This window comes from Scandinavium sp. NPDC088450 (genome assembly GCF_044900545.1).
Taxonomy (GTDB): Bacteria; Pseudomonadota; Gammaproteobacteria; order Enterobacterales; family Enterobacteriaceae; genus Scandinavium.
Genome location: NZ_JBJDNI010000001.1, coordinates 509,722 through 535,096 on the forward strand (window position 1 = coordinate 509,722; position 25,375 = coordinate 535,096).

Sequence of the window (25,375 nt, forward strand, 5' to 3'; positions counted from 1 at the left end):
CATTGAACCGTAACAAAATAAACTTATCCCGTTTCAGGCTTATGCCTGCTTTTGGCTTCACACCTTGTGATGCCACTTCCCCAGGAAATTAACATGCTTGTAAAATCGTCATTCCCGATTCATCGGTTGCTGTTCTTTTTTGGTTGCTCAGTGTTTGCTGTGGGGCTGCTAAATCTTTTTTCCAGCCAGGTCATTTATCGTATTCCTGCGACAATGCCGACCCTCTTCCCTGTAATGACCATATTTTTGATGGTCTTTCATTTCCTGATCGCCAGTTTTATGGTGATGAAATACCTTTGCGATAAACACCGCCTGTACCTGATGGCCATTGCCTGTGCCTTCGGCGGCTCTGCGCTGCTGATGCTGGGGACGCTAAGCAGTTACACCGACTGGCTGCTGTGCTCACCTATCGCCAAAGTGAATTATAACGATGCGTTTATCTACTACTTTTTCCGTAATGTGATGATGGCAGTATTATTCATAGCATCAATAATTCTGTATAAATATCGTCACAGCGAAATTCATACGTTACGAAATCATATTGTTATTCTTGCTTTAATTATCGGTTTTACTGTCAGTATGCTCACACTCTCGTGGCTGTACTCCAGTCATTATGGCGGCATGCATTTATTGGTCATCGATAATCTAAGCCGTCACTTTACTTCGCTCTGGCATAACTATCTTATTAGTGCCCTGATTGCACTTTGGTGTTTGACGTTGCTCACGATGTTGGTGATCACCCGGCTCAGGAATATTTTTTGGTTTAGCGGTTACTTTTTCTGCATATTTTATATTTTTACCCTCTATATCCTTCAACCCGCTCTCTCCGTTGAGGGGTACGGCTGGTATCAGTCGCGCCTGTTTGAAACGTTCGCCACGCTGTTCCTGATCCTTATCTTGCTGTGCGATGTGTTCACTTTGTACCGTGAGTCCAACAACAAGTATGAGGACTCCTACCAGAACTCTATCCGTGACCCGATGACCCGGCTGTACAACCGCAGTTTCTTCTATGACTCGTTGAGAACGCAAATGAGTGGAGTATCAAATTCCACCCCGGTTTCTGTGATCGTCTGCGACCTTGATCATTTCAAGCGCATCAACGACCGCTACGGCCATTTGCAGGGCGATAAAGTCATCCAGTGCGTGGCGGATATCTTGCAAAATGCCGTACGTAAAGGCGACGTAGCTGCACGTATTGGCGGTGAAGAGTTTGCCCTGCTGCTCGCGAATACCGACGCGGAGAATGCACATGCAATTGCTGAGCGCATCCGTAAATCCGTATCGGTACAGGACGCACTAGATCCCGACAGAATACCGGAGCCCGTCACCATCAGCATGGGCATCTATACCGCGACGCAAGCTGAAGCCTCACAGGAAATCTGTGTTCAGCGGGCGGACGAAGCGATGTATCAGGCAAAAGAGAATGGGCGCAACCAGGTGATAGCCTGGCAGGCGTAACAATGAAAAAGGCCCTGATTTTCAGGGCCTTGTGTGTTCATTTTAGTCTCTGGATTGCAGCTCGTTGATGTTCTGCTCCAGTTTGCGGATGAGCCCAAGCAGCAAATCCAGTTCTTCCGGCGAAATACCGGAAAGGATTTCTCCCCGGGTTTTACGGATTACCGCTTCCATATCTTCAATCAGCGGCTCTGCTTTTTCAGTCAGTTTAATGCGTTTAGCACGACGGTCGTTGGCGCAGGTCTGACGCGAAATCAGGCCCTTTTCTTCCAGCTGATCCAGCGTACGAACCAGGGACGGCTGCTCGATACCAATCGCTTTAGCCAGTTGAATTTGCGACTGTTCTGGTGGGAGCTGATGAATGTTATGCAGCGTGACCCAGTGAGTCTGCGTTAATTCCAGAGGTTTGAGGCGATGGTCAATCAGAGCACGCCATATGCGCACTAATCGTGCCAGATCGGACCCTAATGGCGATTCCAATTTCATCTCCTTATAATTAGCTTGCTAAGTTATTATACTGATTTTAGAATAGTGTGCAGCATTTAAATATTCAAAACAAATGTATTGCCGCTTCGTCGCAGACTGACACAATGATTTACACTGATAATAATTCTCTCGCGCAGCCCCACTCAACCGGCGATAACGCATTTGCAAAGGATTTTTGCTCGTGAATCTGACGTTAAACAGCACCGGACTTCCCCTCCAGGACCTGGTCATCGGGGCATCCATCTACTTCCCGCCGCTGTTCAAAGCGGTGTTACTCGGTTTCTTCATCTGGCTCATTGCCCACCGTCAATTGCGCGACTGGATGTACGCAGGCGACGTCTGGCATCCTTTGCTGATGGATCTCTCTTTGTTCGCACTGGCTGTTTGCCTGTCATTACTTCTGATCGTGGTGTGGTAACGAAACCTGATGAAAAAGCTAAAATATTTCTCCACGCTGCTGGTTGCAGCGCTTGCGCTGATTGCTGTCTGGCTGATGTGGAACTACTACATGCAGTCACCCTGGACACGCGACGGGAAAATTCGCGCTGAGCAGGTCAGCATCACCCCTCAAGTGTCTGGCAGCATCGTTGAACTGGCCGTTCGTGATAACCAGAAAGTGAACGCTGGCGATACCCTTTTTCGCCTGGATCAGACGCCATTTCGCATCGCAGTGATGAATGCGCAAGCCCAGTTGGCGAAAGCGCAATCCGATAAAGCAAAAGCACAGTCCGACATGGATAAGGCCGAAGCGGATATGTTGAAAGCACGTCGCGAAGCCGACAGACGCCGCGACCTGCCCAAGAATTTTATCTCTGCTGAAGACCTGGATACAGTCAATATTGCGCTGCAAACGGCGAAAGCTGACGCGGAAGCCGCGAAAGCCAATGTTGCTGCGGCAAAAGCCAGCGCCGATGCAGCCAATGCCGCGCTGGAGCATGCCAAATGGCAGCTCAGCCAAACGGAAGTCAAAGCCCCTGTCGACGGCTGGGTCACTAATCTGTCCACCAGAACCGGCGATTACGCTTCCGTCGGCCGCCCTGTCTTTGCCCTTGTCGATAGCCATTCGTTTTACGTCGTGGGCTACTTTGAAGAAACCAAATTGCGCCACATTCAGGCCGGTGATAAAGCCAGCATTGTGCTGTACAGCAACGGCAATACGTTACAGGGTCACGTCGCCAGCATCGGACGCGCCATTTCCGATCAGAGCGTGGGCAGTGAAAGTAATCTGGTCGCAGACGTCAAACCAACCATTCCCTGGGTCCGCCTGGCGCAGCGTGTTCCGGTTCGCATTGAATTTGATAAGCTGCCCGACGATGTCGTGCTGGTTTCAGGCACTACCTGCACCGTGTCGATTGGCGGTTAATGATGACTCTCCAGGCTCTGAACTGGCGAACGCTGCCGTGGATTAAAGCGACTCGCCCACAGTGGCGGTATGCGTTGCGAAACGGCATCGCCATGTGTCTGGCGTTAAGCTTCGCTTATTACATCAACCTAGATGAACCTTACTGGGCGATGACGTCGGCAGCGGTGGTGAGCTTCCCGACCGTCGGTGGCGTTATCAGCAAAAGCTTCGGGCGTATCGCCGGCAGCCTGCTGGGTGCCTGTGCGGCAATTTTGATTGCCGGGCACACTATGACAGACCCGTGGTTTTTCCTGTTAAGCATGTCGGCCTGGATTGCCTTTTGCACCTGGGCCTGTGCCATGTTTATGAACAATGTGGCCTACGCCTTTCAGCTTGCCGGTTATACCTGCGCCATCATCGCCTTCCCTCTGGTTAATCTTGTTGAAGCCTCGCAGCTTTGGGAGATAGCCCAGGCACGCGTCTGTGAAGTGATTGTGGGCATTATCAGCGGCGCGCTGATGATGATGATCATGCCGAGTACTTCCGATGGCACCGCGCTGCTGACAGCGCTGAAGAGAATGCATGCACGCATCCTCGAACACGCGAGTTTACTCTGGCAGCCAGAAAACAGCGATGCCGTGCGTACCGCTCACGAAAGCGTCATCGGTCAGATCCTGACCATGAATCTGCTGCGTATTCAGGCGTTCTGGAGCCACTATCGTTTTCGTCGCCAGAACAGCTTGCTGAACTATCTTCTGCATCAGCAACTGCGTTTGACCAGCGTGATTTCCAGCCTGCGCCGTATGCTGATGAACTGGCCAACGCCACCTGAAAATACCCGCGAAGTGCTGGAGAATCTGTTTGCGGAGCTGGCAAAGCCCAGCGCGGATGCCTATACCGTGGCCCGAATTATTGCCCCTTTAGCGCCAGACGACCCGCTGGATTTTCGTCACCATGCCTTCTGGCATCGGCTGCGCTATTTCTGCCGACTTTATTTGTCGTCCAGCCGCTGGCTTCAACGGCTGGAAAATGCCTCCGCCATCACCGAATTTGATGTTCCAAAGGCACCAGCTCTGGCGCGTCGTACAGACCATGCCGAAGCTTTGCTCAATGGCGTACGTACGTTTATTGCACTGGTGATGGTTGGCGCATGGGCTATCAACGCACAATGGTCTTCTGGCCCGGCAGCCCTGACGTTAGCGGCGATATGCTGTGTGCTTTATTCCATTTCCCCTTCGCCGTTTAATTCGCTGACCCTGTTGCTGCGCACCTTGCTGCTGCTTTCGCTGTTTAGTTTTGGGGTGAAATTCGGTTTGATGGTGCAGATAAGCGACCTCTGGCAGTTCCTGTTGTTCCTGTTCCCGTTGATTATCACCATGCAATTGCTGAAATTGCAGATGCCGAAGTTCGCCGGGTTATGGGGACAAATGATTGTTTTTATGGGCTCGTTTATCGCGGTGTCCAATCCGCCAGTGTATGACTTTGGCAGTTTCCTCAACGACAATCTGGCAAAAATTCTGGGGGTCGGTCTGGCGTGGCTGGCCTTTGCGGTACTGAAGCCCGGGTCGGATGCTCGCAAAAGCCGACGCCATATCCGTTCGTTACGCCGCCATTTTGTCGACCAGCTCAGCCGCCATCCTCAGCAAAGCGAACATGAATTTGAGTCGCTGGTGTATCACTACATTAGCCAGTTGAGTAACAGCCAGGACGCGATGGCCAGGCGCTGGTTGTTGCGCTGGGGCGTGGTGTTACTCAACTGCTCCCATGTCGTCTGGCAGCTTCGTGACTGGCAAACCCGCTCCGATCCGCTTGTTCAGGTACGCGACCTCTGCATCTCTTTGCTGCGGGATGTGATGAGCGAGCGCGGCGTTCAGCAGCGCCCGCTGGCCTCAGCGCTGAAAGAATTGCAGCGAATTTATGAGGCGCTGGGTCACCACCACCAGCCTGCGGCCCGGGAGCTAGCGGCGATTGTGTGGCGGTTATACTGCTCGCTGTCGCAGCTTGAGCAGGCACCACAGGCTGGCACAATAGAGACTCCGGCTACTTAATCACGCCACAGGCAAAGCGCGCCCCGCCACCGCCGAGCGGTTTTGGCTGATCGGACATGTTATCCCCACCGACGTGGATCATCAGCGCTTTGCCTTCTACCTCATCCAGTTTTTTCAGACGAGGCGCCAGCACAGGCTGTGTCGCTTTGCCATCCTGCGCCACCACTAACAGCGGCAAATCCCCCAGGTGCCCCATTCCGGTTGGACCTTCATGTTTTCCGGTGTGATCCGGGTCCAGATGCCCACCAGCGGCTTCTGCGGCGGTGGCTTTTCCGTCTTTCATCGCGGGCTGGCAACTACCATTCATATGAACATGGAATCCGTGCTCGCCGGGCGGTAATGCTTTCAGATCCGGCGCAAACTCCAGGCCTTTGTCTGTTTCGGTGATTTTTACTTTGCCGATGGATTGCCCCACGGCCTGTGAAGTGACCAGATTCATTTCAACTTCGGTGCTGGCAGCGAACGCACTGGTTGAAATGGCGAGGGTAAGAAATGCCAATGTAACTTTCTGCATAAGACCTCCATAAAAAAGGTGTCGCTGTTAAGTCTAAACCAGCGACACCTTTTTGAGCGGAAAGTCAGATTTACGGTACGTCGTAACCCAGCGCCGCTTTACGAATGCGGAACCACTGCTGACGGGTCATTTCAAGAGACTCGGCGGCAATGGCAGAACGAACACGCTCGATTTTGCCGGAACCGATAATCGGCAGCGGTTGTGATGGCAGACGCATCACCCACGCGTACACCACCTGCTCAATGCTTTGGGCATTCAGTTCTTCCGCCACTTTCGCCAGTTCATCACGCAGCGGCTGGAAGCTCTCATCATTGAACAAGCTACCGCCACCCAGACAAGACCACGCCATTGGGCGGATACGTAATTGTTGTAGCTGATCCAGCGTGCCATCCAGCAACAGCGGTTGATGTACTGGAGACAGTTCAACCTGGTTTGTCGCCAGGGTAAACGGCAGGCGGGATTGCAGCAGTGAGAATTGCGCTGGGGTAAAGTTAGACACACCAAAATGACGAACTTTGCCGCTCTGGTGCAGCTCAGTGAAGGCTTCAGCCACTTCGTCTGCATCCATCAGCGGATCAGGACGGTGGATCAGCAGTAAATCGAGGTGGTCGGTCGCCAGGTTAACCAGTGACTGTTCGGCGCTGCGAACGATATGGTCGCGATCGGTGATGTAGTGCCCTATCGCATGTTCAGGGCGAGCCGTGGTGGCGATGCCACATTTGCTGACCACTTCCATACGGGAACGCAGGTGTGGCGCAAGCTTCAGGGCTTCACCAAAGGCCGCTTCACACAGGTAGCCACCGTAAATATCGGCGTGATCGACCGTGGTAATACCCAGATCGAGATGCTCTTCAATAAAGCTTACCAGCTGGCGCGGGGACATGTTCCAGTCCATCAGACGCCAGTAACCCATTACAAAACGGGAGAATTCCGGGCCATTTGGCGCGAGAGTAATACGCTGAACCATCAAAGCTTCCTCAACAGAAAAATTTCATCGAGTATACGCACATTTGCGCTCAAAACAGTGAGGGCTGCTCAGGATCTTCGGCTTCTGAGGGTTTGTTTGCGCGGATTTTGCGCAGCAGACGCTGACGGCAAAGGCGAAGCACCTCCTGCTTTTGCGTGTCGCTCATGGTTTGCCACTGGAAACGCTCGTCGCGGCTGCGCATACAGCCACGGCAATAGCCGCGTTCATCCGACTGGCAAATGCCCCGGCACGGGCTTTGTACCGGGAAAAACTCCAGTTGTTCTGCCACACCGCCCCCTGTTTATCGCTTCTTCTCATTGAAGCCTGAGAATCGCCATCCTGCAACCGGAATCATTATCTTGCTGGCAAAGAAGGAAAAAGCGTGGTGTTTCCTTCTTTGTGGTAAGCAGCCGAAAATCAATGAATTGATTTTCCTGATTTTTTTAATGGGCAGAGAATGACAACTCTGTGCCCTCACCCTTTCACCCTCAGCCACATTCATTTTCCTCTTGCATTAGACCGATCGGTCTACTACAGTGTGCCGTATGAGCAGACAGACCGAACATGACACCCGCGAACATATCCTCGCCACCGGCGAGACGTTGTGTATGCATCGCGGCTTTACCGGAATGGGATTAAGCGAACTCCTGAAAACGGCAGAAGTGCCGAAGGGTTCGTTTTATCACTATTTCCGCTCTAAAGAAGCCTTTGGTGTGGCGATGCTGGAGCGGCACTATGCCGACTATCATCGTCGTCTGGCGGAGCATTTTACATCCGGCGCAGGTAACTGCCGCGACAGGCTTCTGGCCTACTATCAGCATACGCTGAACCAGTTCTGCCAACAGGGCATCATCAGCGGCTGCCTGACAGTAAAGTTATCGGCCGAAGTGTGCGACCTCTCGGAAGTGATGCGCACCGAAATGAACAAAGGGGCCAGCCAGATTATTGTCCTGCTGACCCATGCGCTTGAAGATGGCCGAAAGGAAGGCAGTCTGACCTTCCAGGGCGATGCCCATACCCAGGCTGAAGTGCTCTACTCCTTATGGCTGGGCGCCAATCTTCAGGCCAAGATTTCCCGCAGTTCAACGCCGCTGGAAAGCGCGCTCGAACATGCAAAGACTATGATTGCCGCGCCTGGGCTGTAACAGGCGTTTTTATTTAATGAATCACTAGACGACCGGTCTATTCAGGAGTTATCGATGTCTCAACAGAAACTGTTTACCCCGCTGAAGGTCGGTGCGATCACCGTCCCTAACCGTGTCTTTATGGCCCCGCTGACTCGTCTGCGCAGCATTGAGCCGGGTGACATCCCTACGCCGCTGATGGGTGAATATTATCGCCAGCGTGCAAGCTCTGGTCTGATTATCTCTGAGGCCACGCAAATTTCTGCCCAGGCCAAAGGCTACGCTGGCGCACCGGGCCTGCACAGCCCGGAACAAATCGCCGCATGGAAAAAAATCACCGAAGGCGTTCACGCTGAAAACGGCCACATGGCTGTTCAACTGTGGCACACCGGCCGTATCTCTCACACCAGCCTGCAACCTGGCGAACAAGCTCCGGTTGCGCCGTCTGCCCTGAACGCAGGTACACGTACTTCCCTGCGTGATGCCAATGGCAACGCTACTCGTGAAGACACTTCCACACCACGTGCACTGGAACTCGAAGAGATCCCAGGCATCGTGAACGATTTCCGTCAGGCGGTGGCTAATGCTCGCGAAGCCGGTTTCGACCTGGTCGAACTGCACTCTGCACACGGTTATCTGCTGCATCAATTCCTGTCACCTTCTGCGAACCATCGTACCGATCAGTACGGCGGCAGCATTGAAAACCGCGCCCGTCTGGTACTGGAAGTGGTCGATGCCGTGAGCAAAGAGTGGAGCGCCGACCGCATCGGTATTCGCGTTTCCCCAATTGGTTCTTTCCAGAACACCGACAACGGTCCGAACGAAGAAGCTGACGCGCTGTACCTGATTGAAGAGCTGGGTAAACGCGGCATTGCTTACCTGCACATGTCAGAGCCTGACTGGGCTGGCGGCCAGCCGTATACCGAAGAATTCCGTCGTAAAGTACGCGAACGTTTCCATGGCCCAATCATCGGGGCTGGCGCTTATACACCAGAGAAAGCCGAAGACCTGATCGCTAAAGGGCTTATTGATGCCGTCGCATTTGGTCGTGCTTACATTGCCAACCCTGATTTGGTCGCACGCCTTGAGCGTAAAGCGGAACTGAACCCTCAGCGTCCGGAAAGCTTCTACGGCGGCGGCGCGGAAGGTTACACCGATTACCCTACACTCTGATCCTCGCATTGATAGCGGCGGCTATCCGCCTCTATACTCTACGTTCTGGTTTATCAAACAATAGTTTAAGGGGAAGAGAATGCGCCTACTTCACACCATGCTGCGTGTTGGCGATTTGCAACGCTCCATCGAGTTTTACACCAACGTGTTAGGCATGAAGCTGCTGCGCACCAGCGAAAACCCGGAATATAAATACTCCCTCGCTTTCGTTGGCTACGGCCCGGAAACCGAAGAAGCGGTGATCGAACTGACTTACAACTGGGGCGTCGACAGCTACGACCTTGGTACCGCTTATGGTCACATCGCGCTGAGCGTCGATAACGCGGCAGAAGCCTGCGAGCGCATCCGCAATAATGGCGGTAACGTGACTCGTGAAGCGGGTCCGGTTAAAGGCGGCACCACGGTCATCGCCTTTGTGGAAGACCCGGATGGCTATAAAATCGAACTGATAGAAGCGAAAGACGCGGGCAAAGGCCTCGGTCAATAACTTCTCAGGGCGCATAAGCGCCCTTTTTTACACCTGCCTTTACTGCAACATTCGGCAAAATTTGCCATAATGCGCGCTCATTTTTTCCAGTCTAAGAGATCCAGATGTCCGACAACGCTCAACGTAACGCACTGTGCGACCGCTTCCGTGGTTTTTATCCTGTAGTCATTGATGTCGAAACCGCAGGCTTTAATGCCAAAACGGATGCACTGCTCGAAGTGGCGGCTGTGACGTTAAAAATGGATGAGGAAGGCTGGCTGATGCCGGACAGCACGCTGCATTTTCATGTTGAGCCTTTTGAAGGCGCAAACCTGGTTCCTGAAGCGTTGGCCTTTAACGGCATTAACCCGAATGACCCTGAACGCGGCGCGGTGAGCGAATATGATGCGCTGCACGCCATCTTCAAAGAAGTGCGTAAAGGCATGAAGGATCAAGAGTGCAATCGCGCGATCATGGTGGCGCACAACGCCACGTTTGATCACAGCTTTATGATGGCTGCTGCTGAACGCGCAGGCTTGAAGCGCAATCCGTTCCATCCGTTCGTGACGTTTGATACCGCCGCACTGAGCGGGCTCGCGCTGGGTCAAACCGTCCTGTCAAAAGCGTGCATCGCCGCAGGCATGGAATTTGACGGCACCAAAGCGCACTCCGCACTGTATGACACCGAACAAACGGCTCAGCTGTTCTGTGAAATCGTCAATCGCTGGAAGCGTCTTGGCGGCTGGCCGCTGCCGATAGCGGAAGAACAAGCGTAAAAAACGGCCCACTGGCGAAAACGTCGTTCAGGTGGTTGATGTGAAAAGGGGGTCATGTTCAGCATGACCCCCTTTTCACATCATTATTCCGCAGGCGGCTGTAAGAAGATCCAGCATGCTCATTTTTCATCATTAACTATATTCTGCACTTGTAATGATCGACCAACATTATATTTATTAAACACCCATAAACAAAATGTATATTTCTGACTCAAATGCCGATTAACCCTATGATTCATGGAGAAAGTGTTTAGGATTCAACATCGTCTAAAAGATAATATTGCCCATGCAACTTAAATGAACCACGAATAATACGACCGCCTTGCCCACTCTTAAACATTTCCAACACAAATATAAACCACCTGAGTAAATTAATAATTAAGTATCACTTATGCATTATACGCCCATCGCCATGATAAAGTTGCCTTGCAACCAAGTTTATTGGGCCGATTTAATATTCTTAATATTGAGCTCATTACCTTATTGCGTGACTCATCACATACATGATGTGGTGTCTGACTCGCTCATTTATTGAGCGTTATAAATCTTATTTAGTCTAAAGGATTATGTCTAATGTTTAATAAGACGCTTCTTGCAGTCGCGACTGCAACTCTTCTTTCCAGCGCTGTTTTTAGTGCCTCCGCTGCCGATGAAGGTCACGGTAAAATATCATTCGAAGGGATCGTCATTTCTGCGCCATGCTCCATCGCGCCGGGTGACGAAGATCAGACCATTAATCTGGGTGAAGTGGCTGATACCGCGCTGAACGGTGATAAATATTCTTTGCCGGTTGATGTCAACATTCACCTTCAGGACTGCACCTTAGGGACTATCTCCAAAGTTGACGTGACCTTTACCTCAGCCAATGCAGACGCAACCACTAACCTGCTGAAAAACACCTCTGAAGGTAACTATGGTGGGGCGACAGACGTCGGCGTACGTCTGTTGACTGAAGGTAATGAAAATGTGGTGATGGGCGCACCTCAGGAAATCACTCTCGCACCGGATAGCTCTTATCAGGTCCTGAGCTTTAAAGCGCGTATGGAATCCCCAGAAAACACAGCCACACCCGGTAACGTAACCACTGACGTTAACTATGTTCTGGCTTACAACTAATCACTTGCGTACGAAATAATGTGTGATTCAAGCCGGTGAGGTCATCACCGGCTTTTTGGCCTTTTATTACGAGAAAAGGATTTTATGAACATCACGTTTATAAAACGAATGCCAGAAAAACCGCTTTATTTAATAAAACGGTCTCTGTGTCCGATACTTATAGCCGTGTTTGTGGCGATGCCTGCGTGGGCGGTAGAATTTAATACCGGCATGATCGATGCAGACGATAAGGAAAATATCGACCTCAGCCAGTTTGAGAAAAAAGGATTTATCCCGCCGGGTGTTTACGTGGTGCAAGTTGACATCAATAAAAAGAAATTACCGAATTCCTGGTCAATCGAGTGGGTGAAAGCGGATACCGAGAGTGGATCGCAAATCTGCCTGACAAAGAAGGATTTACTGCTTTTCGGGTTTGCCGATGACTTTATTCAATCGTTGCACGCCACGGGCGAACAAGGATGCCTGGACTTTTCCCGTAAGCCTGAACTCATCATCCGGCTGGATAAAGCAGAGATGGTGGTGACCATTGTAGCGCCACAGGCATGGATGAAATATCAGGCAACCAACTGGACGCCGCCGGAGTTCTGGGATGACGGCATCGCTGGAGTGATCCTCGATTACAACGTTTATGCCAGCCAGTATGCCCCCGACGACGGTGACAAAAACCAGAGTGTCAGCTCTTACGGCACACTGGGTTTCAACCTTGGCGCATGGCGTTTGCGTTCTGATTATCAATACGACAAATCATATGAAGACGGTCACTCAACGAACAGCCACAGCAGCATGGACCGCACTTATCTGTTTCGCCCTATTCCGTCTATTGCCTCGAAACTGACGTTAGGCCAGTACGACCTGAATTCTGATCTCTATGATACGTTCCATTTTACCGGCGCTTCGCTCGAGAGCGATGACAATATGCTGCCTCCGGATTTGCAAGGATACGCACCGCAAATTTCCGGCATCGCGCAGACTAACGCCAAAGTCACAGTGACCCAAAACGGGCGTATGGTTTACCAGACTACCGTGCCGCCAGGGCCGTTCAATATTGCCGATATTGGCGACACGTTCCAGGGTCAGCTTGATGTGACAGTGGAAGAGGAAGATGGACGAAAAAATACCTTCCAGGTCGGTTCATCGTCTATTCCGTTCCTGACGCGTAAAGGACAGGTACGTTACAAAGCGTCGACAGGTAAACCGACCTCAGTGGGCCATACCGACGTTAATAATCCGCTGTTCTGGACCAGTGAATTCTCCTGGGGATGGACAGGAAATACTTCGCTGTACGGTGGGGTCTTGCTGACCGCGGAAGATTACCAGGCAGCTACAGTCGGTGTGGGCGTTAACCTTAATAGCTTTGGCTCTCTTTCCTTCGACGTGACGCGTGCACAGGCCACTTTGCAAACTGACAAGAACGAAAATAATGAAGATCAACGCGGCTACAGCTATCGGGTCAACTACGCCAAGCGATTCGAATCAACGGGCAGTCAGGTCACTTTTGCCGGCTACCGTTTCTCGGATAAAGAATTTGTCACCATGAGCGAGTATTTGTCGGCTCGTAACGGTGATGATTCAACGAACAATCAGAAAGAAAACTACGTGCTGTCGTTCAACCAATACATTGAACCCCTGGCGATGAACGCCTATCTCAACCTGACCCGTAATACCTATTGGGACGAGTCCTCCAGCACTAATTATACGGTCTCCATTAGCCGTAACTTCGATATTAGCGGTTTCAAAGGCATCTCTGCTTCATTGTCAGTTGGCCGCTCTACATGGGATGACAAAGAAGAAACCCAGTATTACCTCTCGTTTTCAATTCCGCTGGAGCAGAACCGCAGCCTGTCCTGGAGCATGCAGAAAAATGGCAGCGACAGTCTCTCCCAAACGGTGTCTTACTACGATTCCTCAGACCGCGATAATAGCTGGAACATTTCAGCGGCGGGCGACGAAAGTGATTTTCGCAAGGCAGAGCCCACGTTTCGTGGCAGCTACCAGCATTACTCTCCCTACGGCCGTTTGAGCGTTAACGGCAGCGTACAGCCCAATGAATATCGTTCAATGACCGCGGGCTGGAATGGCTCGTTCACCGCCACACGTCATGGTATGGCGCTCCATGATAACTCCAACGGCAATAACGCCAGAATGATGGTGGATACCGATGGTATTGCCGGCGTGCCACTAAGCGACAGGCGCACTGTGACCAATCAGATGGGGATTGCGGTGACGAATTCAGTCAGCAATTACACCACGTCTACCGTCCGGGTAGACAGCGATAAGTTACCCGACGGTATTGATATTAATAACTCCGTGTTTAACACCACTCTGACCGAAGGTGCCATCGGTTATGTAAAACTGAATACCACCCAGGGTTATCAGATAGTCGGCATTGTCAGGCTGGCAAATGGTCGTTTCCCTCCTCTGGGCGTCACGGTGGTGGACACGGCCAGTGGCAAGGATGTCGGACTGGTGGCTGACGACGGCTATGTGTATCTCAGTGGGATTCAGGAAGACAGCAAATTACGCCTGCAGTGGGGCGAGAACACCTGCGAGATATCACCACCGAATCACAGTAATACAGACGACCAGACCCTTATTTTACCTTGTAAAACAGTAAACTAATTCAGGAAGAATCAGATGAAACCAACATTGTTAATGAAAGGACTTTTAGGTTTACTCAGCGTGTGTTCAGTGGCGAATGCCACGGTATCACCGGACAGAACGCGAATTATCTTTAATGAAACGGATAAGAGCATCACCATCAAGTTAATCAATCAGAGCAAGACACAGCCTTACCTGGCACAATCATGGGTTGAAGATAATAAGGGGCAAAAGACACGAAATTATGTCTCTCCGCTTCCGCCATTATTGCGTCTTGAACCCGGAGAGCAAAGCCAGGTTCGCCTGATGGGGCAACCCACGCTGAAACAACTGCCGACGGACAGAGAGACGCTTTTTTACTACAACATGCGTGAGATCCCACCCCGTACACAGCAGAAAAATGTCATGCAGTTGGCCATGCAGAGTCGTTTGAAATTATTCTGGCGGCCTAAAGCGATTGTGCTGAAAGAAGGGCAAGCTATCGCAATGGACAAGGTTGCGATTTCGCGTACGGCATCCGGCATCACGGTTAAAAACGGTACCCCCTATCACATCACCGTCGGGTATATCGGAATTGATGGTAATACCCTTTTTCCTGGTACTAAGGGCTTTATGATCCCTCCCTTTGAGCAAAACAGTTCAGAGATAAAGAATATCCCCGCAACCTTCCAGATTGGGTATATCGGCGACTACGGCGGTTTAAACATGTTTCAGGTCAACTGCACGTCTGTCCAGCCTGTTTGCCACAGCGAACCAGTGAAAAAGGGTAAGTGATGAAAACCATTATTGCGCTGCTGTGCTCATTACTGCTGCTGGCGTCTTCATCTTCATGGGCTGTTTTATGCTACAAAGATGTGGCCAACGGACAGACAGAAGTCACCACCGAATTACCCAGTTTTACGGTGCCTTCTAACGCGGTACCCGGAAGTAAAATATGGGAAAGCTCAGACACTAACGTGACTGTTTATTGCGACAAAGCAACAGGCTGGACCAAAACCGACCAGTCAGAAAATGTCTTCGCGTGGATTAAACTGACGGCAAAAAACAGCGCTGACATGCTCAATAATCCCTATTTCAATTTTGGTGTCACTTATAACGGTGTGGATCATGAGGGCATTGATGAAGGCATTGATACCGGCCAGTGTCTGGATAAATACGAGGAATATTATGATGGTATCTGGCACGATCCTGTCTGCAATGGCAGCACGGTGCAGAAAAGTGTCACCTTTCCCGCCCGATTCCGCTTATATGTAAAGCTGAAATCTTTTCCACCCGATCCCGACGCCGTGTATAACTTCGGCACGGTTAACGTATTGCAGTTCGATGGTAAAGGCGGCGCTAATCTCTCCAATGCAAAGAACCTGCATTACAGCATTGATGGTCTGGATCATGTGCACTTTTTGGATTGCGGGGTCGATATTCAAATCTTCCCGGAAAACCAGACCGTTAATTTTGGCCAGGTGAGTAATGTCGACGTGATATCGCAAAAAGCGCCGTTTAGCATTTCAACCATTCGTGATGCCACCGCCGCCTGTTCAGAGCAGTTTGATGTCACCCTGAGCTTTAACACCGACGAGCTTTACGACCCCAGCCATGTGGATATGCAGAATGGGTTATTGATGCAAATACGCGACGAAACCTTGGGAGAAGACCTTCTGATGAATACCTACTATCCCTTTGCTACCTACTATCCTGGCGGCAGTTACAACACCATCACCCACAATTACACGGCAAAACTATCCAAAAACCCGGAAAAACCCATCGAGACAGGTCCCTTCAGCCAGGATTTGGTGTTGAAGATTAACTATCAGTAATCACAAAAAAAACGGCTGCCCACGAAGTGACCAGCCGTTTTTTCATCGCCAACCAGAGGCTTACTCTGCCGTCTGCTCGTCGTCTTTATACTTCGCCGCCGTCTCTTTGATCAGCGGTTGCAGTTCACCGCGCTGGTACATCTCAATGATGATGTCACAGCCGCCAACCAGTTCGCCATCAACCCACAGCTGTGGGAAAGTTGGCCAGTTAGCGTATTTCGGCAGCTCGGCACGGATGTCCGGGTTTTGCAGGATATCAACGTAAGCAAAGCGCTCGCCACAAGCAGACAGCGCCTGAACCGCCTGAGCAGAGAAACCACAGCTTGGCAGCTTCGGAGACCCCTTCATATACAGAAGGATTGGGTTTTCAGCGATTTGGGCCTGGATTTTCTCAAGAGTCGTACTCATTGTCTTGCTTCCTTAAACTTCTTTTTATGACAGGTGTCAGCCAGTGTAACGCCAACCTCAACTGTCAGAAAATAACATTTTGTTCACTCAATTGCATTTTACATCCGGTGTCGTGAAGTTGCCTCAAAAATATGTCTTTATCGGCAAACGCCTACTAATGCTGAGCATTTTCCCACCACCTTATGTCAACTTTGACGCATTTTTTTGCAGTCGCTAACGAAACAGAGCATCCGATACAAAAAGTCTATTAACAATCGTGGTTTTTATGCATTAGAATCGATGCGTTTTGTCAATCATACCCAGGCATGACTGTTTTATGCCTGATTCACAGAGGAACGCTGGGTGGCGCGGATAAATAAAATCTCGATCACGCTCTGTGCTTTACTGTTTACATCGTTGTCCATTACGCCTTTGTCGCATGCGTCAGAGCAGGCGCGTTCGTCTGCATCTCAAAAATCCCATCAGGCGAAAGGCACAGACCGTAAAAAGAAAACGAGCAGTAATAAAAGCAAAACCACCGCAAAGAATACCAGCAAGAAAAAAACCAGCACTCTGAAGTCCAAAGCCCCGGTTCAAAGCAAGCGCACTTCCTCCAGCAGTAAAACCGCTTCTACCCGCCGCACGCACAGCGCCGCATTAAAAACCGCTTCGGCGAAAATGGTACAGAAATGCACCGTGCGTAAGGGCCATAAGAAGAAGTGTGTGACTGAAGAAATGAAACCGCTGACCATCGCCGATGCGCATAAAGTCCGCGTGCAGAAAGCGCAGAAAACCGCAATGAACAAGCTGATGGGTCAGATTGGTAAGCCGTATCGCTGGGGTGGCACTTCCCCTCGTACGGGCTTTGATTGTAGCGGTCTGGTGTATTACGCCTACAAAGACCTGGTAAAATTCCGCATTCCACGCACCGCCAATGAAATGTATCACCTGCGTGATGCCCGTGCGGTTGATCGTGGCGAATTGCAAAGTGGTGACCTGGTGTTCTTCCGCACCCGCGGTCGCGGCACGGCTGACCACGTTGGCGTGTATGTTGGCAACGGCAAATTCATTCAGTCACCTCGTACCGGTCGCGATATTCAAATCACTTCCCTGAGCGAAGATTACTGGGCAAACCACTACGTCGGCGCTCGCCGCGTGATGACGCCTAAAACCATTCGCTGATCCCTGCCCTGTCGCCAGCCGACAGGGTAAGTTCCTCTTTTGCCACTTCTTTTAATTTGTTACCCTATCCCTACTCAATACAAGGTTATTGAGCCATAAATCAGAACAATAGGGAGAAGAAGCAATGTCGTTCGAATTACCTGCTTTACCGTATGCGAAAGACGCACTGGCGCCGCACATTTCCGCTGAAACGCTGGAATACCATTACGGCAAACACCACCAGACCTATGTCACCAACCTGAACAACCTGATCAAGGGCACCGCGTTTGAAGGCAAAACGCTGGAAGAGATCGTGCGCACTTCTGAAGCTGGCGTGTTCAACAACGCGGCTCAGGTGTGGAACCACACTTTCTACTGGCATTGCCTGGCACCCAATGCCGGTGGTGAACCGACCGGCGAAGTGGCTGCTGCCATCAATGCCAGCTTCGGCAGCTTTGCTGACTTCAAGGCACAGTTCACCGATGCCGCTATCAAGAACTTCGGAGCTGGCTGGACCTGGCTTGTAAAAAAAGCAGATGGCAAACTGGCGATTGTTTCTACGTCTAACGCGGGTACCCCGCTGACCACTGACGCGAAGCCGCTGCTGACCGTTGATGTGTGGGAACACGCTTACTACATTGACTACCGTAACGCCCGTCCGAACTACCTCGAACATTTCTGGGCGCTGGTAAACTGGGAATTCGTTGCCAAAAACCTGGCGGCGTAATGCCTTGCCCGGCGGCGACGGTCGCCGGGCATTGACTCAAAGACTGACGTGCACTTCTTCTGGCTGGCGACGGCCACTAAACAACACCACCATTAATGCCAACCCGGCGATAATCGCCCCCATCACAGGGACAAAGCTGTAGCCCAACCCACCAGAGATGACTGCGCCGCCCGCTGCCGCGCCTAACGCATTTCCCAGGTTGAACGCCCCGATGTTGACGGAGGAAGAAAGCCCTGGTGCTTCGTGCGCAACACGCATAACTCGCATCTGCAACGGTGGTACCACCGCAAAAGTTGCCGCGCCCCAAACCACCATGCTGACAGCTGCGCCCACTTCACTTTGCGCAAGCCATGGTATCGCGACCATGACAGCAATCAACAGCAGCAGGAAACCTTTCAGCGTCGCGGTGACGGAACGGTCAGCAAATTTACCGCCAAGGTAGTTACCGATGGAAAAGCCTACGCCAATCAACACCAGCATCGCCGTCACGAACAACGGGGATGCGTGAGTAATGGTGTGCAGCACCGGGGAAATATAGGTATACAGCGTGAACATTGCGCCAGCGCCCAGCACCGTGGTCAACAGTGCGGTCAGCACCTGAGGGCGGACCAACACGGAGAGTTCCTGCTTCACGTCAGGACGTTCACCGCTGCTGCCTTTCGGTAAGGAGAACCACAGGCTCGCCATCGCCACCACGCCCAGCCCCGCCGTGGCAAGGAATGACATGCGCCAGCCAATGGTTTCACCCAGCCAGGTGGCAGCAGGCACACCGCCGATATTGGCAATCGTCAGGCCCATAAACATGGTTGCGACCGCGCTGGCCTGTTTATGTTTCGGCACCACGCTTGCGGCCACCACCGACCCAAGGCCAAAGAAAGCGCCATGGTTCAGGCTGGTAATGATGCGAGAAAGTAACAGCGTGGTGTAATCAGGCGCGATGGTCGAGAGCACATTGCCGAGGGTAAAAATCGCCATCAGGAAGATCAGTGCATTACGGCGAGCACGATGTGACAACAGCAACGTCATCAACGGTGCCCCAACCATCACGCCAATGGCATACGCGCTGATCAGCATCCCCGCGACAGGAATGGAGACGTCGACCCCTTTAGCAATCACCGGCAGCAGCCCCATCGGAGAGAATTCCGTGGTGCCGATACCAAAAGCCCCAATTGCCAGTGCCAGCAGGGGAAAGTTGAGTTTCATGTTGTGACTCCGGTAAGCCATCCTGAAGTGATGGCGCGACAGCAGAAGTCAAAAGCATGACATCAATCACAAAAAAACAAAAGTGAACGAAATGGCAAAAGATTTTTGCGAAAATGATAACAATCTAAGGAAGGGGTCACGGAGGAAGCGTGGGCTTCCTCCGCGTAAATCAGTGCAGGACTGCAGTCAGTGCGCCAATGATGATCACACCCAGGGCAAAAACGGTCGTCATCAACGAGAGCTTCAGGTCGGTACTCATCAATTTTTCTCCTTTTAATCCCCACAACAAAAGTGAGCTTGCTCATTTTTGCACAATTATGCGTAAAAATCTTCCAGGTTTTGGGCCCATAACGATTTTTCTCTTTCCCTTTGCCTCAGAATCAGACAAAATTCCACGCTAATTTAAAAGCGTAGCAGCCATTGACCCCCTCCCGTCGTCCTGTGTTGTTTCCCGGCGTACCGCAATTGAAATGAATTGCACTCAGGGTGTGTAAAGGCAAACGTTTTCGTGTCGATAATCAGGCGTAAGGAAAGGGTCTGGAGTGAGAGCGAATGGCAACAATTAAAGATGTAGCGAAGCGCGCAAACGTTTCCACTACAACTGTATCACATGTAATTAACAAGACGCGTTTCGTTGCGGAAGAGACTCGCAACGCGGTGTGGGCGGCCATTAAAGAGCTGCACTATTCCCCAAGCGCCGTGGCTCGCAGCCTGAAAGTGAACCACACCAAAACCATTGGTCTGCTGGCAACCAGCAGCGAAGCCGCCTATTTTGCGGAAATTATCGAAGCCGTTGAGAAAAACTGCTTCGAAAAAGGCTACACCCTGATTTTGGGTAATGCCTGGAACAACCTGGAAAAACAGCGTGCCTATCTGTCGATGATGGCGCAAAAACGTGTCGATGGCCTGCTGGTGATGTGCTCTGAATACCCGCAATCCGTGCTCGATATGCTTGAAGAATATCGACATATTCCGATGGTGGTGATGGACTGGGGCGAATCAAAAGCGGACTTCACTGACTCCGTTAACGATAACGCTTTCCAGGGTGGCTACCTGGCCGGTCGTTATCTGATTGAACGCGGTCACCGTGATATTGGCGTGATCCCAGGCCCAATGGAGCGCAATACCGGCGCGGGTCGCCTGGCCGGCTTCATGAAAGCCATGGAAGAAGCGCAGGTTAAGATCCCGGAAAGCTGGATTGTGCAGGGTGATTTCGAGCCTGAATCAGGCTATCGCGCCATGCAGCAAATCCTTGCGCAACAGCCTCGCCCTACTGCCGTCTTCTGCGGTGGCGATATCATGGCGATGGGCGCACTGTGCGCCGCCGATGAAATGGGCTTGCGCGTTCCGCAGGACATTTCCGTGATTGGCTACGATAACGTGCGCAACGCGCGCTTCTTTACCCCTGCGCTGACCACCATCCACCAGCCTAAAGATTCACTGGGTGAAGCGGCGTTTGACATGCTGCTGGACCGCATCGTCAACAAGCGTGAAGAGTCGCAGTCAATTGAGGTGCATCCTCGTCTGATCGAGCGCCGTTCTGTCGCCGACGGTCCGTTCCGCGACTACCGCCGTTAAAACGATAAGGAGCCGGTTATGCCGGCTCCTCAAGTTGCTGACAAAGAAGGAAAAAGCGTGGTTTTTCCTTCTTCGTGGTGAGCAGCCGAAAATCAATAAATTGATTTTCCTTGTTTTTTTGGATAACAACGCTTTACTCGTTAGCGATTTGTGATCGGACTCAGGAGCCGGTTATGCCGGCTCCTGCAACCATTCCTTATTCAACGTTTCACTGTCGCCCAGATACTCCAGCAGCCAGGTTAACGCCGGTGACATATCATTTTGTTGCCAGGTCAGGCAGCAAGCTGCATCCGGAAACGGGTTTTCCAGTTCAAGTGCCACCCACTCGCCGCTGTCAATCCACGGGCGAGCAAAATGCCCCGGCACCATCCCAACGCATAAGCCTGCAGAAAGACACGTTGCTGAGGATTCCCAGTCTGGCACCACAATCCGTTTCTGGTTATCCAGCAGCCAGGTGATGCGTTTTGGCAGTGACCGAGAAGTGTCTTCGCGCACTAACGAAGGCCAGTTGCGCAACACATCGTCGCTCAGCGGCCCTTTCATCTGCGCCAAAGGGTGGCGGCTGGACACCACGCAGTTCCAGTTTAGCATCCCCATATCGCGGAACGCATAACGTCCGCCGACAGGAATAGCCTGAGTTGCACCAATGGCCAGCTCCACGCGGCCATCGGAAAGCGCATCCCACACACCGTTGAACACTTCCTGAAAGACACAAAGCTCCACATCCTGAAAGTGGCGATAAAAATCGACAATCAGCTGTCGGGTTCGTTCAGGCCTGACAATATTATCGACAGCAATCGCCAGATTACCGCGCCAGCCGTTAGCAATTTGCTGGCACTGCTGGCGAGTGATCTGCATTTTTTTGATAACAGAGCGCCCTTCTTTCAGAAACCAGACCCCGGCTGGCGTTAATTCTACGTCGCGATGACGGCGTTCAAACAGCGGCACCGCCAGCCATTCTTCCAGCTGACGCACGGTATAACTGACCGCAGAAGGCACGCGATGCAGTTCCTGCGCTGCTGCGCTGAAGCTGCCATTGCGTGCGACGGCATCCACCACTTCAAGAGAGTATTCGGACCACATAATCTGCCTGCAAAATTTTTGAATCCACCCGACAAATATTAGCGTTTCACAAGCGAAGTTGCACTCCCTACACTCTGCTGCCATTACCACCTGCAACGAGAAAGAGAATGACTATGCAACCAGGAATTGGGTTTTTGTGCTGGCTGGCAGGCTTAAGCGTGCTGGGTTTTCTGGCAACCGACATGTACCTGCCCGCCTTCGCCGCGATTCAGAATGATTTACAAACACCGGCTGCGGCCGTCAGCGCCAGCCTGAGCCTGTTCCTCGCCGGTTTTGCTTTCGCACAATTATTGTGGGGGCCGCTGTCCGATCGTTACGGGCGTAAACCCATTCTGCTGATTGGCCTCGCGATTTTCGCCGTAGGTTGTATTGGCATGCTTTGGGTTCGTGATGCCACGTGGCTGCTTGTGCTGCGTTTCATCCAGGCGGTGGGTGTGTGCGCCGCAGCGGTGACCTGGCAAGCGATGGTGACGGACTACTATCCTGCACAGCGTACTAACCGCATTTTCGCCACCATTATGCCGCTGGTTGGACTTTCCCCTGCCCTGGCGCCGTTGCTTGGCAGCTGGATCCTGCACCATTTTGAATGGCAGGCCATTTTCGCCACGCTGTTTGGTATCACGTTACTGTTAATGCTGCCTGCTTTGCGCCTGAAAAAACCCGTCAAGCAAGAGCACAAAGAAGAACAAGCGTTGACGTTCATGACTTTGCTGCGTTCACGTGACTATCGTGGCAACGTGCTGATCTACGCGGCCTGCTCAGCAAGCTTCTTTGCCTGGCTGACCGGTTCCCCGTTCATTCTGAATGCCATGGGCTATGGCCCAACAGTGATTGGCCTGAGCTATGTGCCCCAGACTATCGCTTTCCTGATTGGCGGTTACGGCTGTCGCGCCGCGTTGCAGAAATGGCAGGGACAGCAAATGCTGCCGTGGCTGCTGATCGCCTTTGCGATTAGCGTTGCGGCCACCTTCGCCGTTGGCCTTGCCACTGATACTTCGTTGACCACTCTGCTCATTCCCTTCTGCATGATGGCAATGGCAAACGGGGCTATCTATCCAATTGTTGTCGCTCAGGCGCTTCGTCCTTTCCCACAGGCGACGGGTCGTGCGGCCGCGCTGCAAAACACGTTACAGCTTGGCCTGTGCTTCCTTGCAAGCCTGGTGGTCTCTACGCTGATTGCGACGCCTCTGCTGACCACCACCAGCGTGATGCTCGCCACCGTGGTATTAGCCGGTTGGGGTTACAGGATGCAGTACGTCGCGCAACGTGACGAAACAGGCTCCGCACAACAGTCTCACGCATAGTGTCCGAGGCAACTATGTAAAAATCATGTAATTAGGCCGCTAACAATTTTTTATTGAATCACTCATTTCTGCGGCCTATACTGTTTCTGCATCACATAATTACGATAAATATTAGCGATTAACGGAGGCAAGGAATGCTTTCGTTTCATCATGGACGACCTTTCGGCAAGGGATATCTCCCTTCCTCTGTTCTACGTCGGATAGCAGGCTCACGGAACTTCCGTGAGAGTTCTCACATAACCCAAAAAGCGTCTACGCTGTTTTAAGGTTCTGATCACAAGCCGCGTGATGGAGAAGCTATGAGTACATCGTGTATAGAAGAAGTTAGCGTTCCTGATGACGACTGGACCCGCATTTGCAGCGAGTTACTTAGCCGTGCAGGGATTGGTATTAATGGCTCCGCCCCTTCAGACATCCGAATCAATAATCCTCATTTTTTTAAACGCGTGTTGCAGGAAGGCTCGCTGGGATTAGGTGAAAGCTATATGGATGGCTGGTGGGAGTGCGAACGCCTCGATGTTTTTTTTCAAAAGGTCCTGCGCGCGGGACTGGAAAGCCAGCTCCCCCACCATCTTAAGGACACGCTGAGAATTGCCGGCGCTCGTCTGTTTAATCTGCAAAGTAAAAAACGCGCCTGGATAGTTGGCAAAGAACATTACGACCTTGGTAATGACCTGTTCAGCCGCATGCTCGATCCATTTATGCAGTACTCCTGCGGTTACTGGAAAGAAGCAGAAAACCTTGAGCAGGCGCAGCAAGCCAAACTGGAGTTGATTTGCCAGAAACTGCACTTGCAGCCGGGTATGCGCGTGCTGGATATCGGCTGTGGCTGGGGCGGGCTGGCGTATTACATGGCGCAAAACTACGGTGTCAGCGTGGTGGGAGTCACTATTTCCGCCGAGCAGCAAAAGCTGGCTCAGGCACGCTGTGAAGGGCTGGACGTGCAAATTCTGTTGCAGGACTATCGGGATTTGCAGGACCAATTCGACCGTATTGTTTCCGTCGGCATGTTCGAACACGTTGGGCCCAAAAACTACGCGACGTATTTCGAGGTCGTCGACAGAAATCTGAAGCCAGATGGCCTGTTTCTGCTGCACACCATCGGGTCGAAAAGGACGGATAATAACGTCGACCCGTGGATCAACAAATACATCTTCCCGAACGGCTGCCTGCCTTCCGTACGCCAGATTGCCAATGCCAGCGAGCCCCATTTCATTATGGAAGACTGGCACAACTTTGGGGCGGATTACGACACCACGCTGATGGCCTGGCACAGTCGTTTTCAGGAAAGCTGGCCGGAAATTGCAGAGAACTATTCAGAACGTTTCAAAAGAATGTTCTCGTATTACCTGAATGCCTGTGCTGGCGCCTTCCGCGCCCGTGACATTCAGCTCTGGCAAGTGGTGTTCTCTCGCGGTGCTGACGGCGGATTACGCGTCGCCCGTTAACGTTTTACTGCCCACTTATCAGCTACCATGCCCTCGGCTCTGCCGGGGGCTTTTTTTGACATCCACTCTGAAATTCACCACTAAAAATCGCGACAGCGGCTGAAAGTACCATTCACACCCTTCTGTTTTTAAAGCCTATTTATTCATTCCATTCATTTAACCCACCAAAAGTATCAGCGCTAAATAGCAGAACTGTGTTGACCCTCTCTTGCCGCTTTTTTCGCACCTACCCAGAATGTTCTTAAGCAATTTTGCGGATAGACAGAGCTGAAACGACGAGGGATACGATGAAAAAAATCTATTTATGTTGTGCTGCAGGCATGTCCACCAGCATGCTGGTTGAACGTATGAAGGCCGCCGCCAAAAGCCAGAATATTGAAGCGGAAATTACGGCGGTGCCTGTCTCTGACTTCTCACAGATTGTCACTGAAGCCGATGTCATTCTGCTCGGCCCACAAGTGAAGTTTCAGCTGCAAAGTTTGACCCAGGCCGCCGAGCCTTATGGCGTGCCGGTTGCGGCTATCGACATGATGCAATACGGCTCCATGCAGGGTGACAAAGTCCTGCAACAGGCACTTTCGCTTTTACCGCAACCACAATAAGGG

At 51.7% G+C, this 25,375-nt stretch carries 26 protein-coding genes; 18 read left to right on the top strand and 8 right to left on the bottom strand.

What is annotated here, in order from left to right; genetic code table 11:
• Window positions 1-93 precede the first annotated feature (93 nt).
• On the top strand, window positions 94-1,458 hold the full coding sequence (locus tag ACI2I2_RS02355) for a GGDEF domain-containing protein (RefSeq protein WP_404656428.1): 1,365 nt from the start codon (window positions 94-96) through the stop codon (window positions 1,456-1,458).
• A 42-nt stretch (window positions 1,459-1,500) separates the two neighbouring features.
• Here ACI2I2_RS02355 and slyA read toward each other — a convergent pair whose 3' ends face one another.
• The gene (gene slyA / locus ACI2I2_RS02360; RefSeq protein WP_404656429.1) at window positions 1,501-1,941 is read right to left on the bottom strand and encodes a transcriptional regulator SlyA; all 441 of its coding nucleotides are present in this window, start codon (window positions 1,939-1,941) and stop codon (window positions 1,501-1,503) included.
• Between the two features lie 181 nt (window positions 1,942-2,122).
• Between slyA and ACI2I2_RS02365 the strand changes: the two genes are divergently transcribed.
• Genes ACI2I2_RS02365 through ACI2I2_RS02375 form a run of 3 tightly spaced genes read left to right on the top strand, consistent with a single transcriptional unit; the run spans window position 2,123 to window position 5,331 of the window.
• On the top strand, window positions 2,123-2,359 hold the full coding sequence (locus ACI2I2_RS02365; RefSeq protein ID WP_404656430.1) for a DUF1656 domain-containing protein: 237 nt from the start codon (window positions 2,123-2,125) through the stop codon (window positions 2,357-2,359).
• 9 nt (window positions 2,360-2,368) lie between these two features.
• Entirely contained in the window at window positions 2,369-3,304 is a 936-nt protein-coding gene (locus tag ACI2I2_RS02370) for a biotin/lipoyl-binding protein (protein WP_404656431.1), read from the top strand.
• A 2-nt stretch (window positions 3,305-3,306) separates the two neighbouring features.
• Window positions 3,307-5,331, top strand: a complete 2,025-nt coding sequence (locus tag ACI2I2_RS02375) for an FUSC family protein (RefSeq protein WP_404656484.1) — start codon at window positions 3,307-3,309, stop codon at window positions 5,329-5,331.
• Here the strand turns inward: ACI2I2_RS02375 and sodC are convergent.
• The 3 genes from sodC to ACI2I2_RS02390 form a co-directional block, all read right to left on the bottom strand.
• A complete protein-coding gene (sodC, locus tag ACI2I2_RS02380) occupies window positions 5,324-5,845 on the bottom strand; it encodes a superoxide dismutase [Cu-Zn] SodC (RefSeq protein ID WP_404656432.1) in 522 nt (173 codons plus the stop codon). The genes ACI2I2_RS02375 and sodC overlap by 8 nt on opposite strands.
• A 70-nt stretch (window positions 5,846-5,915) precedes the next feature.
• Window positions 5,916-6,812: an aldo/keto reductase family oxidoreductase gene (locus tag ACI2I2_RS02385; protein ID WP_404656433.1), complete on the bottom strand. Its 897-nt coding sequence runs from the start codon at window positions 6,810-6,812 to the stop codon at window positions 5,916-5,918.
• Window positions 6,813-6,861: 49 nt separating this feature from the next.
• Window positions 6,862-7,101, bottom strand: coding sequence for a DUF1289 domain-containing protein (locus tag ACI2I2_RS02390; RefSeq protein WP_330982607.1), 240 nt, complete (start codon window positions 7,099-7,101; stop codon window positions 6,862-6,864).
• 256 nt (window positions 7,102-7,357) lie between these two features.
• Between ACI2I2_RS02390 and ACI2I2_RS02395 the strand changes: the two genes are divergently transcribed.
• The 8 genes from ACI2I2_RS02395 (at window position 7,358) to ACI2I2_RS02430 (ending at window position 15,879) form a co-directional block, all read left to right on the top strand.
• On the top strand, window positions 7,358-7,957 hold the full coding sequence (locus ACI2I2_RS02395; RefSeq protein ID WP_404656434.1) for a TetR/AcrR family transcriptional regulator: 600 nt from the start codon (window positions 7,358-7,360) through the stop codon (window positions 7,955-7,957).
• A gap of 54 nt (window positions 7,958-8,011) precedes the next feature.
• A complete protein-coding gene (locus tag ACI2I2_RS02400) occupies window positions 8,012-9,109 on the top strand; it encodes an alkene reductase (protein ID WP_404656435.1) in 1,098 nt (365 codons plus the stop codon).
• Between the two features lie 79 nt (window positions 9,110-9,188).
• Window positions 9,189-9,596, top strand: coding sequence for a lactoylglutathione lyase (gloA, locus tag ACI2I2_RS02405; RefSeq protein WP_330982610.1), 408 nt, complete (start codon window positions 9,189-9,191; stop codon window positions 9,594-9,596).
• 104 nt (window positions 9,597-9,700) lie between these two features.
• Entirely contained in the window at window positions 9,701-10,351 is a 651-nt protein-coding gene (gene rnt, locus ACI2I2_RS02410; protein WP_404656436.1) for a ribonuclease T, read from the top strand.
• A gap of 573 nt (window positions 10,352-10,924) precedes the next feature.
• Window positions 10,925-11,467: a fimbrial-like protein gene (locus ACI2I2_RS02415; RefSeq protein ID WP_404656437.1), complete on the top strand. Its 543-nt coding sequence runs from the start codon at window positions 10,925-10,927 to the stop codon at window positions 11,465-11,467.
• A gap of 84 nt (window positions 11,468-11,551) precedes the next feature.
• Complete coding sequence (locus ACI2I2_RS02420) at window positions 11,552-14,086, top strand: fimbria/pilus outer membrane usher protein (RefSeq protein ID WP_404656438.1); 2,535 nt, start codon at window positions 11,552-11,554, stop codon at window positions 14,084-14,086.
• Between the two features lie 15 nt (window positions 14,087-14,101).
• Window positions 14,102-14,839: a fimbria/pilus periplasmic chaperone gene (locus ACI2I2_RS02425; RefSeq protein WP_404656439.1), complete on the top strand. Its 738-nt coding sequence runs from the start codon at window positions 14,102-14,104 to the stop codon at window positions 14,837-14,839.
• Window positions 14,839-15,879 carry a pilus assembly protein gene (locus ACI2I2_RS02430; protein WP_404656440.1) on the top strand — a complete coding sequence of 347 codons (1,041 nt, stop codon included), beginning with the start codon at window positions 14,839-14,841 and terminating at the stop codon, window positions 15,877-15,879. The genes ACI2I2_RS02425 and ACI2I2_RS02430 overlap by 1 nt, the downstream gene beginning before the upstream one ends.
• Before the next feature lie 60 nt (window positions 15,880-15,939).
• Here the strand turns inward: ACI2I2_RS02430 and ACI2I2_RS02435 are convergent, their stop codons facing one another.
• A complete protein-coding gene (locus ACI2I2_RS02435) occupies window positions 15,940-16,287 on the bottom strand; it encodes a Grx4 family monothiol glutaredoxin (protein WP_404656441.1) in 348 nt (115 codons plus the stop codon).
• A 342-nt stretch (window positions 16,288-16,629) separates the two neighbouring features.
• Here ACI2I2_RS02435 and ACI2I2_RS02440 point away from each other — a divergent pair, with 342 nt between their 5' ends.
• Together ACI2I2_RS02440 and sodB are read left to right on the top strand one after the other, a co-directional pair.
• The gene (locus tag ACI2I2_RS02440; RefSeq protein ID WP_404656442.1) at window positions 16,630-17,448 is read left to right on the top strand and encodes a C40 family peptidase; all 819 of its coding nucleotides are present in this window, start codon (window positions 16,630-16,632) and stop codon (window positions 17,446-17,448) included.
• A 124-nt stretch (window positions 17,449-17,572) separates the two neighbouring features.
• Window positions 17,573-18,154 (top strand): superoxide dismutase [Fe], encoded by a 582-nt coding sequence (gene sodB, locus ACI2I2_RS02445; RefSeq protein WP_404656443.1) that lies wholly within the window; start codon window positions 17,573-17,575, stop codon window positions 18,152-18,154.
• Between the two features lie 36 nt (window positions 18,155-18,190).
• Here the strand turns inward: sodB and ACI2I2_RS02450 are convergent, their stop codons facing one another.
• Entirely contained in the window at window positions 18,191-19,357 is a 1,167-nt protein-coding gene (locus ACI2I2_RS02450; protein ID WP_404656444.1) for an MFS transporter, read from the bottom strand.
• Between the two features lie 169 nt (window positions 19,358-19,526).
• Window positions 19,527-19,616: a YnhF family membrane protein gene (locus tag ACI2I2_RS02455; RefSeq protein ID WP_330982620.1), complete on the bottom strand. Its 90-nt coding sequence runs from the start codon at window positions 19,614-19,616 to the stop codon at window positions 19,527-19,529.
• A gap of 293 nt (window positions 19,617-19,909) precedes the next feature.
• Here ACI2I2_RS02455 and purR point away from each other — a divergent pair, with 293 nt between their 5' ends.
• A complete protein-coding gene (purR, locus tag ACI2I2_RS02460; RefSeq protein ID WP_404656445.1) occupies window positions 19,910-20,935 on the top strand; it encodes an HTH-type transcriptional repressor PurR in 1,026 nt (341 codons plus the stop codon).
• Window positions 20,936-21,106: 171 nt separating this feature from the next.
• Here the strand turns inward: purR and punR are convergent, their stop codons facing one another.
• Window positions 21,107-22,018, bottom strand: coding sequence for a DNA-binding transcriptional activator PunR (gene punR / locus ACI2I2_RS02465; RefSeq protein WP_404656446.1), 912 nt, complete (start codon window positions 22,016-22,018; stop codon window positions 21,107-21,109).
• A gap of 113 nt (window positions 22,019-22,131) precedes the next feature.
• Between punR and punC the strand changes: the two genes are divergently transcribed.
• From punC to ACI2I2_RS02480, 3 genes are all read left to right on the top strand, one after another.
• Window positions 22,132-23,322, top strand: a complete 1,191-nt coding sequence (gene punC, locus ACI2I2_RS02470) for a purine nucleoside transporter PunC (protein WP_404656485.1) — start codon at window positions 22,132-22,134, stop codon at window positions 23,320-23,322.
• A 299-nt stretch (window positions 23,323-23,621) separates the two neighbouring features.
• The gene (gene cfa / locus ACI2I2_RS02475) at window positions 23,622-24,770 is read left to right on the top strand and encodes a cyclopropane fatty acyl phospholipid synthase (RefSeq protein ID WP_404656447.1); all 1,149 of its coding nucleotides are present in this window, start codon (window positions 23,622-23,624) and stop codon (window positions 24,768-24,770) included.
• 287 nt (window positions 24,771-25,057) lie between these two features.
• Window positions 25,058-25,372 (top strand): PTS sugar transporter subunit IIB, encoded by a 315-nt coding sequence (locus tag ACI2I2_RS02480; RefSeq protein ID WP_404656448.1) that lies wholly within the window; start codon window positions 25,058-25,060, stop codon window positions 25,370-25,372.
• Window positions 25,373-25,375: the final 3 nt, after the last annotated feature.

What these genes read in the sequence shown, in the direction of transcription:
- ACI2I2_RS02355 (WP_404656428.1), top strand. Translation starts at nt 94, where the DNA reads ATGCTTGTAAAATCGTCATTCCCGATTCATCGGTTGCTGTTCTTTTTT.
- slyA (WP_404656429.1), bottom strand. Translation starts at nt 1,941, where the DNA reads ATGAAATTGGAATCGCCATTAGGGTCCGATCTGGCACGATTAGTGCGC.
- ACI2I2_RS02370 (WP_404656431.1), top strand. Translation starts at nt 2,369, where the DNA reads ATGAAAAAGCTAAAATATTTCTCCACGCTGCTGGTTGCAGCGCTTGCG.
- ACI2I2_RS02375 (WP_404656484.1), top strand. Translation starts at nt 3,307, where the DNA reads ATGACTCTCCAGGCTCTGAACTGGCGAACGCTGCCGTGGATTAAAGCG.
- sodC (WP_404656432.1), bottom strand. Translation starts at nt 5,845, where the DNA reads ATGCAGAAAGTTACATTGGCATTTCTTACCCTCGCCATTTCAACCAGT.
- ACI2I2_RS02385 (WP_404656433.1), bottom strand. Translation starts at nt 6,812, where the DNA reads ATGGTTCAGCGTATTACTCTCGCGCCAAATGGCCCGGAATTCTCCCGT.
- ACI2I2_RS02395 (WP_404656434.1), top strand. Translation starts at nt 7,358, where the DNA reads ATGAGCAGACAGACCGAACATGACACCCGCGAACATATCCTCGCCACC.
- ACI2I2_RS02400 (WP_404656435.1), top strand. Translation starts at nt 8,012, where the DNA reads ATGTCTCAACAGAAACTGTTTACCCCGCTGAAGGTCGGTGCGATCACC.
- gloA (WP_330982610.1), top strand. Translation starts at nt 9,189, where the DNA reads ATGCGCCTACTTCACACCATGCTGCGTGTTGGCGATTTGCAACGCTCC.
- rnt (WP_404656436.1), top strand. Translation starts at nt 9,701, where the DNA reads ATGTCCGACAACGCTCAACGTAACGCACTGTGCGACCGCTTCCGTGGT.
- ACI2I2_RS02415 (WP_404656437.1), top strand. Translation starts at nt 10,925, where the DNA reads ATGTTTAATAAGACGCTTCTTGCAGTCGCGACTGCAACTCTTCTTTCC.
- ACI2I2_RS02420 (WP_404656438.1), top strand. Translation starts at nt 11,552, where the DNA reads ATGAACATCACGTTTATAAAACGAATGCCAGAAAAACCGCTTTATTTA.
- ACI2I2_RS02425 (WP_404656439.1), top strand. Translation starts at nt 14,102, where the DNA reads ATGAAACCAACATTGTTAATGAAAGGACTTTTAGGTTTACTCAGCGTG.
- ACI2I2_RS02430 (WP_404656440.1), top strand. Translation starts at nt 14,839, where the DNA reads ATGAAAACCATTATTGCGCTGCTGTGCTCATTACTGCTGCTGGCGTCT.
- ACI2I2_RS02435 (WP_404656441.1), bottom strand. Translation starts at nt 16,287, where the DNA reads ATGAGTACGACTCTTGAGAAAATCCAGGCCCAAATCGCTGAAAACCCA.
- sodB (WP_404656443.1), top strand. Translation starts at nt 17,573, where the DNA reads ATGTCGTTCGAATTACCTGCTTTACCGTATGCGAAAGACGCACTGGCG.
- ACI2I2_RS02450 (WP_404656444.1), bottom strand. Translation starts at nt 19,357, where the DNA reads ATGAAACTCAACTTTCCCCTGCTGGCACTGGCAATTGGGGCTTTTGGT.
- ACI2I2_RS02455 (WP_330982620.1), bottom strand. Translation starts at nt 19,616, where the DNA reads ATGAGTACCGACCTGAAGCTCTCGTTGATGACGACCGTTTTTGCCCTG.
- purR (WP_404656445.1), top strand. Translation starts at nt 19,910, where the DNA reads ATGGCAACAATTAAAGATGTAGCGAAGCGCGCAAACGTTTCCACTACA.
- punR (WP_404656446.1), bottom strand. Translation starts at nt 22,018, where the DNA reads ATGTGGTCCGAATACTCTCTTGAAGTGGTGGATGCCGTCGCACGCAAT.
- punC (WP_404656485.1), top strand. Translation starts at nt 22,132, where the DNA reads ATGCAACCAGGAATTGGGTTTTTGTGCTGGCTGGCAGGCTTAAGCGTG.
- cfa (WP_404656447.1), top strand. Translation starts at nt 23,622, where the DNA reads ATGAGTACATCGTGTATAGAAGAAGTTAGCGTTCCTGATGACGACTGG.
- ACI2I2_RS02480 (WP_404656448.1), top strand. Translation starts at nt 25,058, where the DNA reads ATGAAAAAAATCTATTTATGTTGTGCTGCAGGCATGTCCACCAGCATG.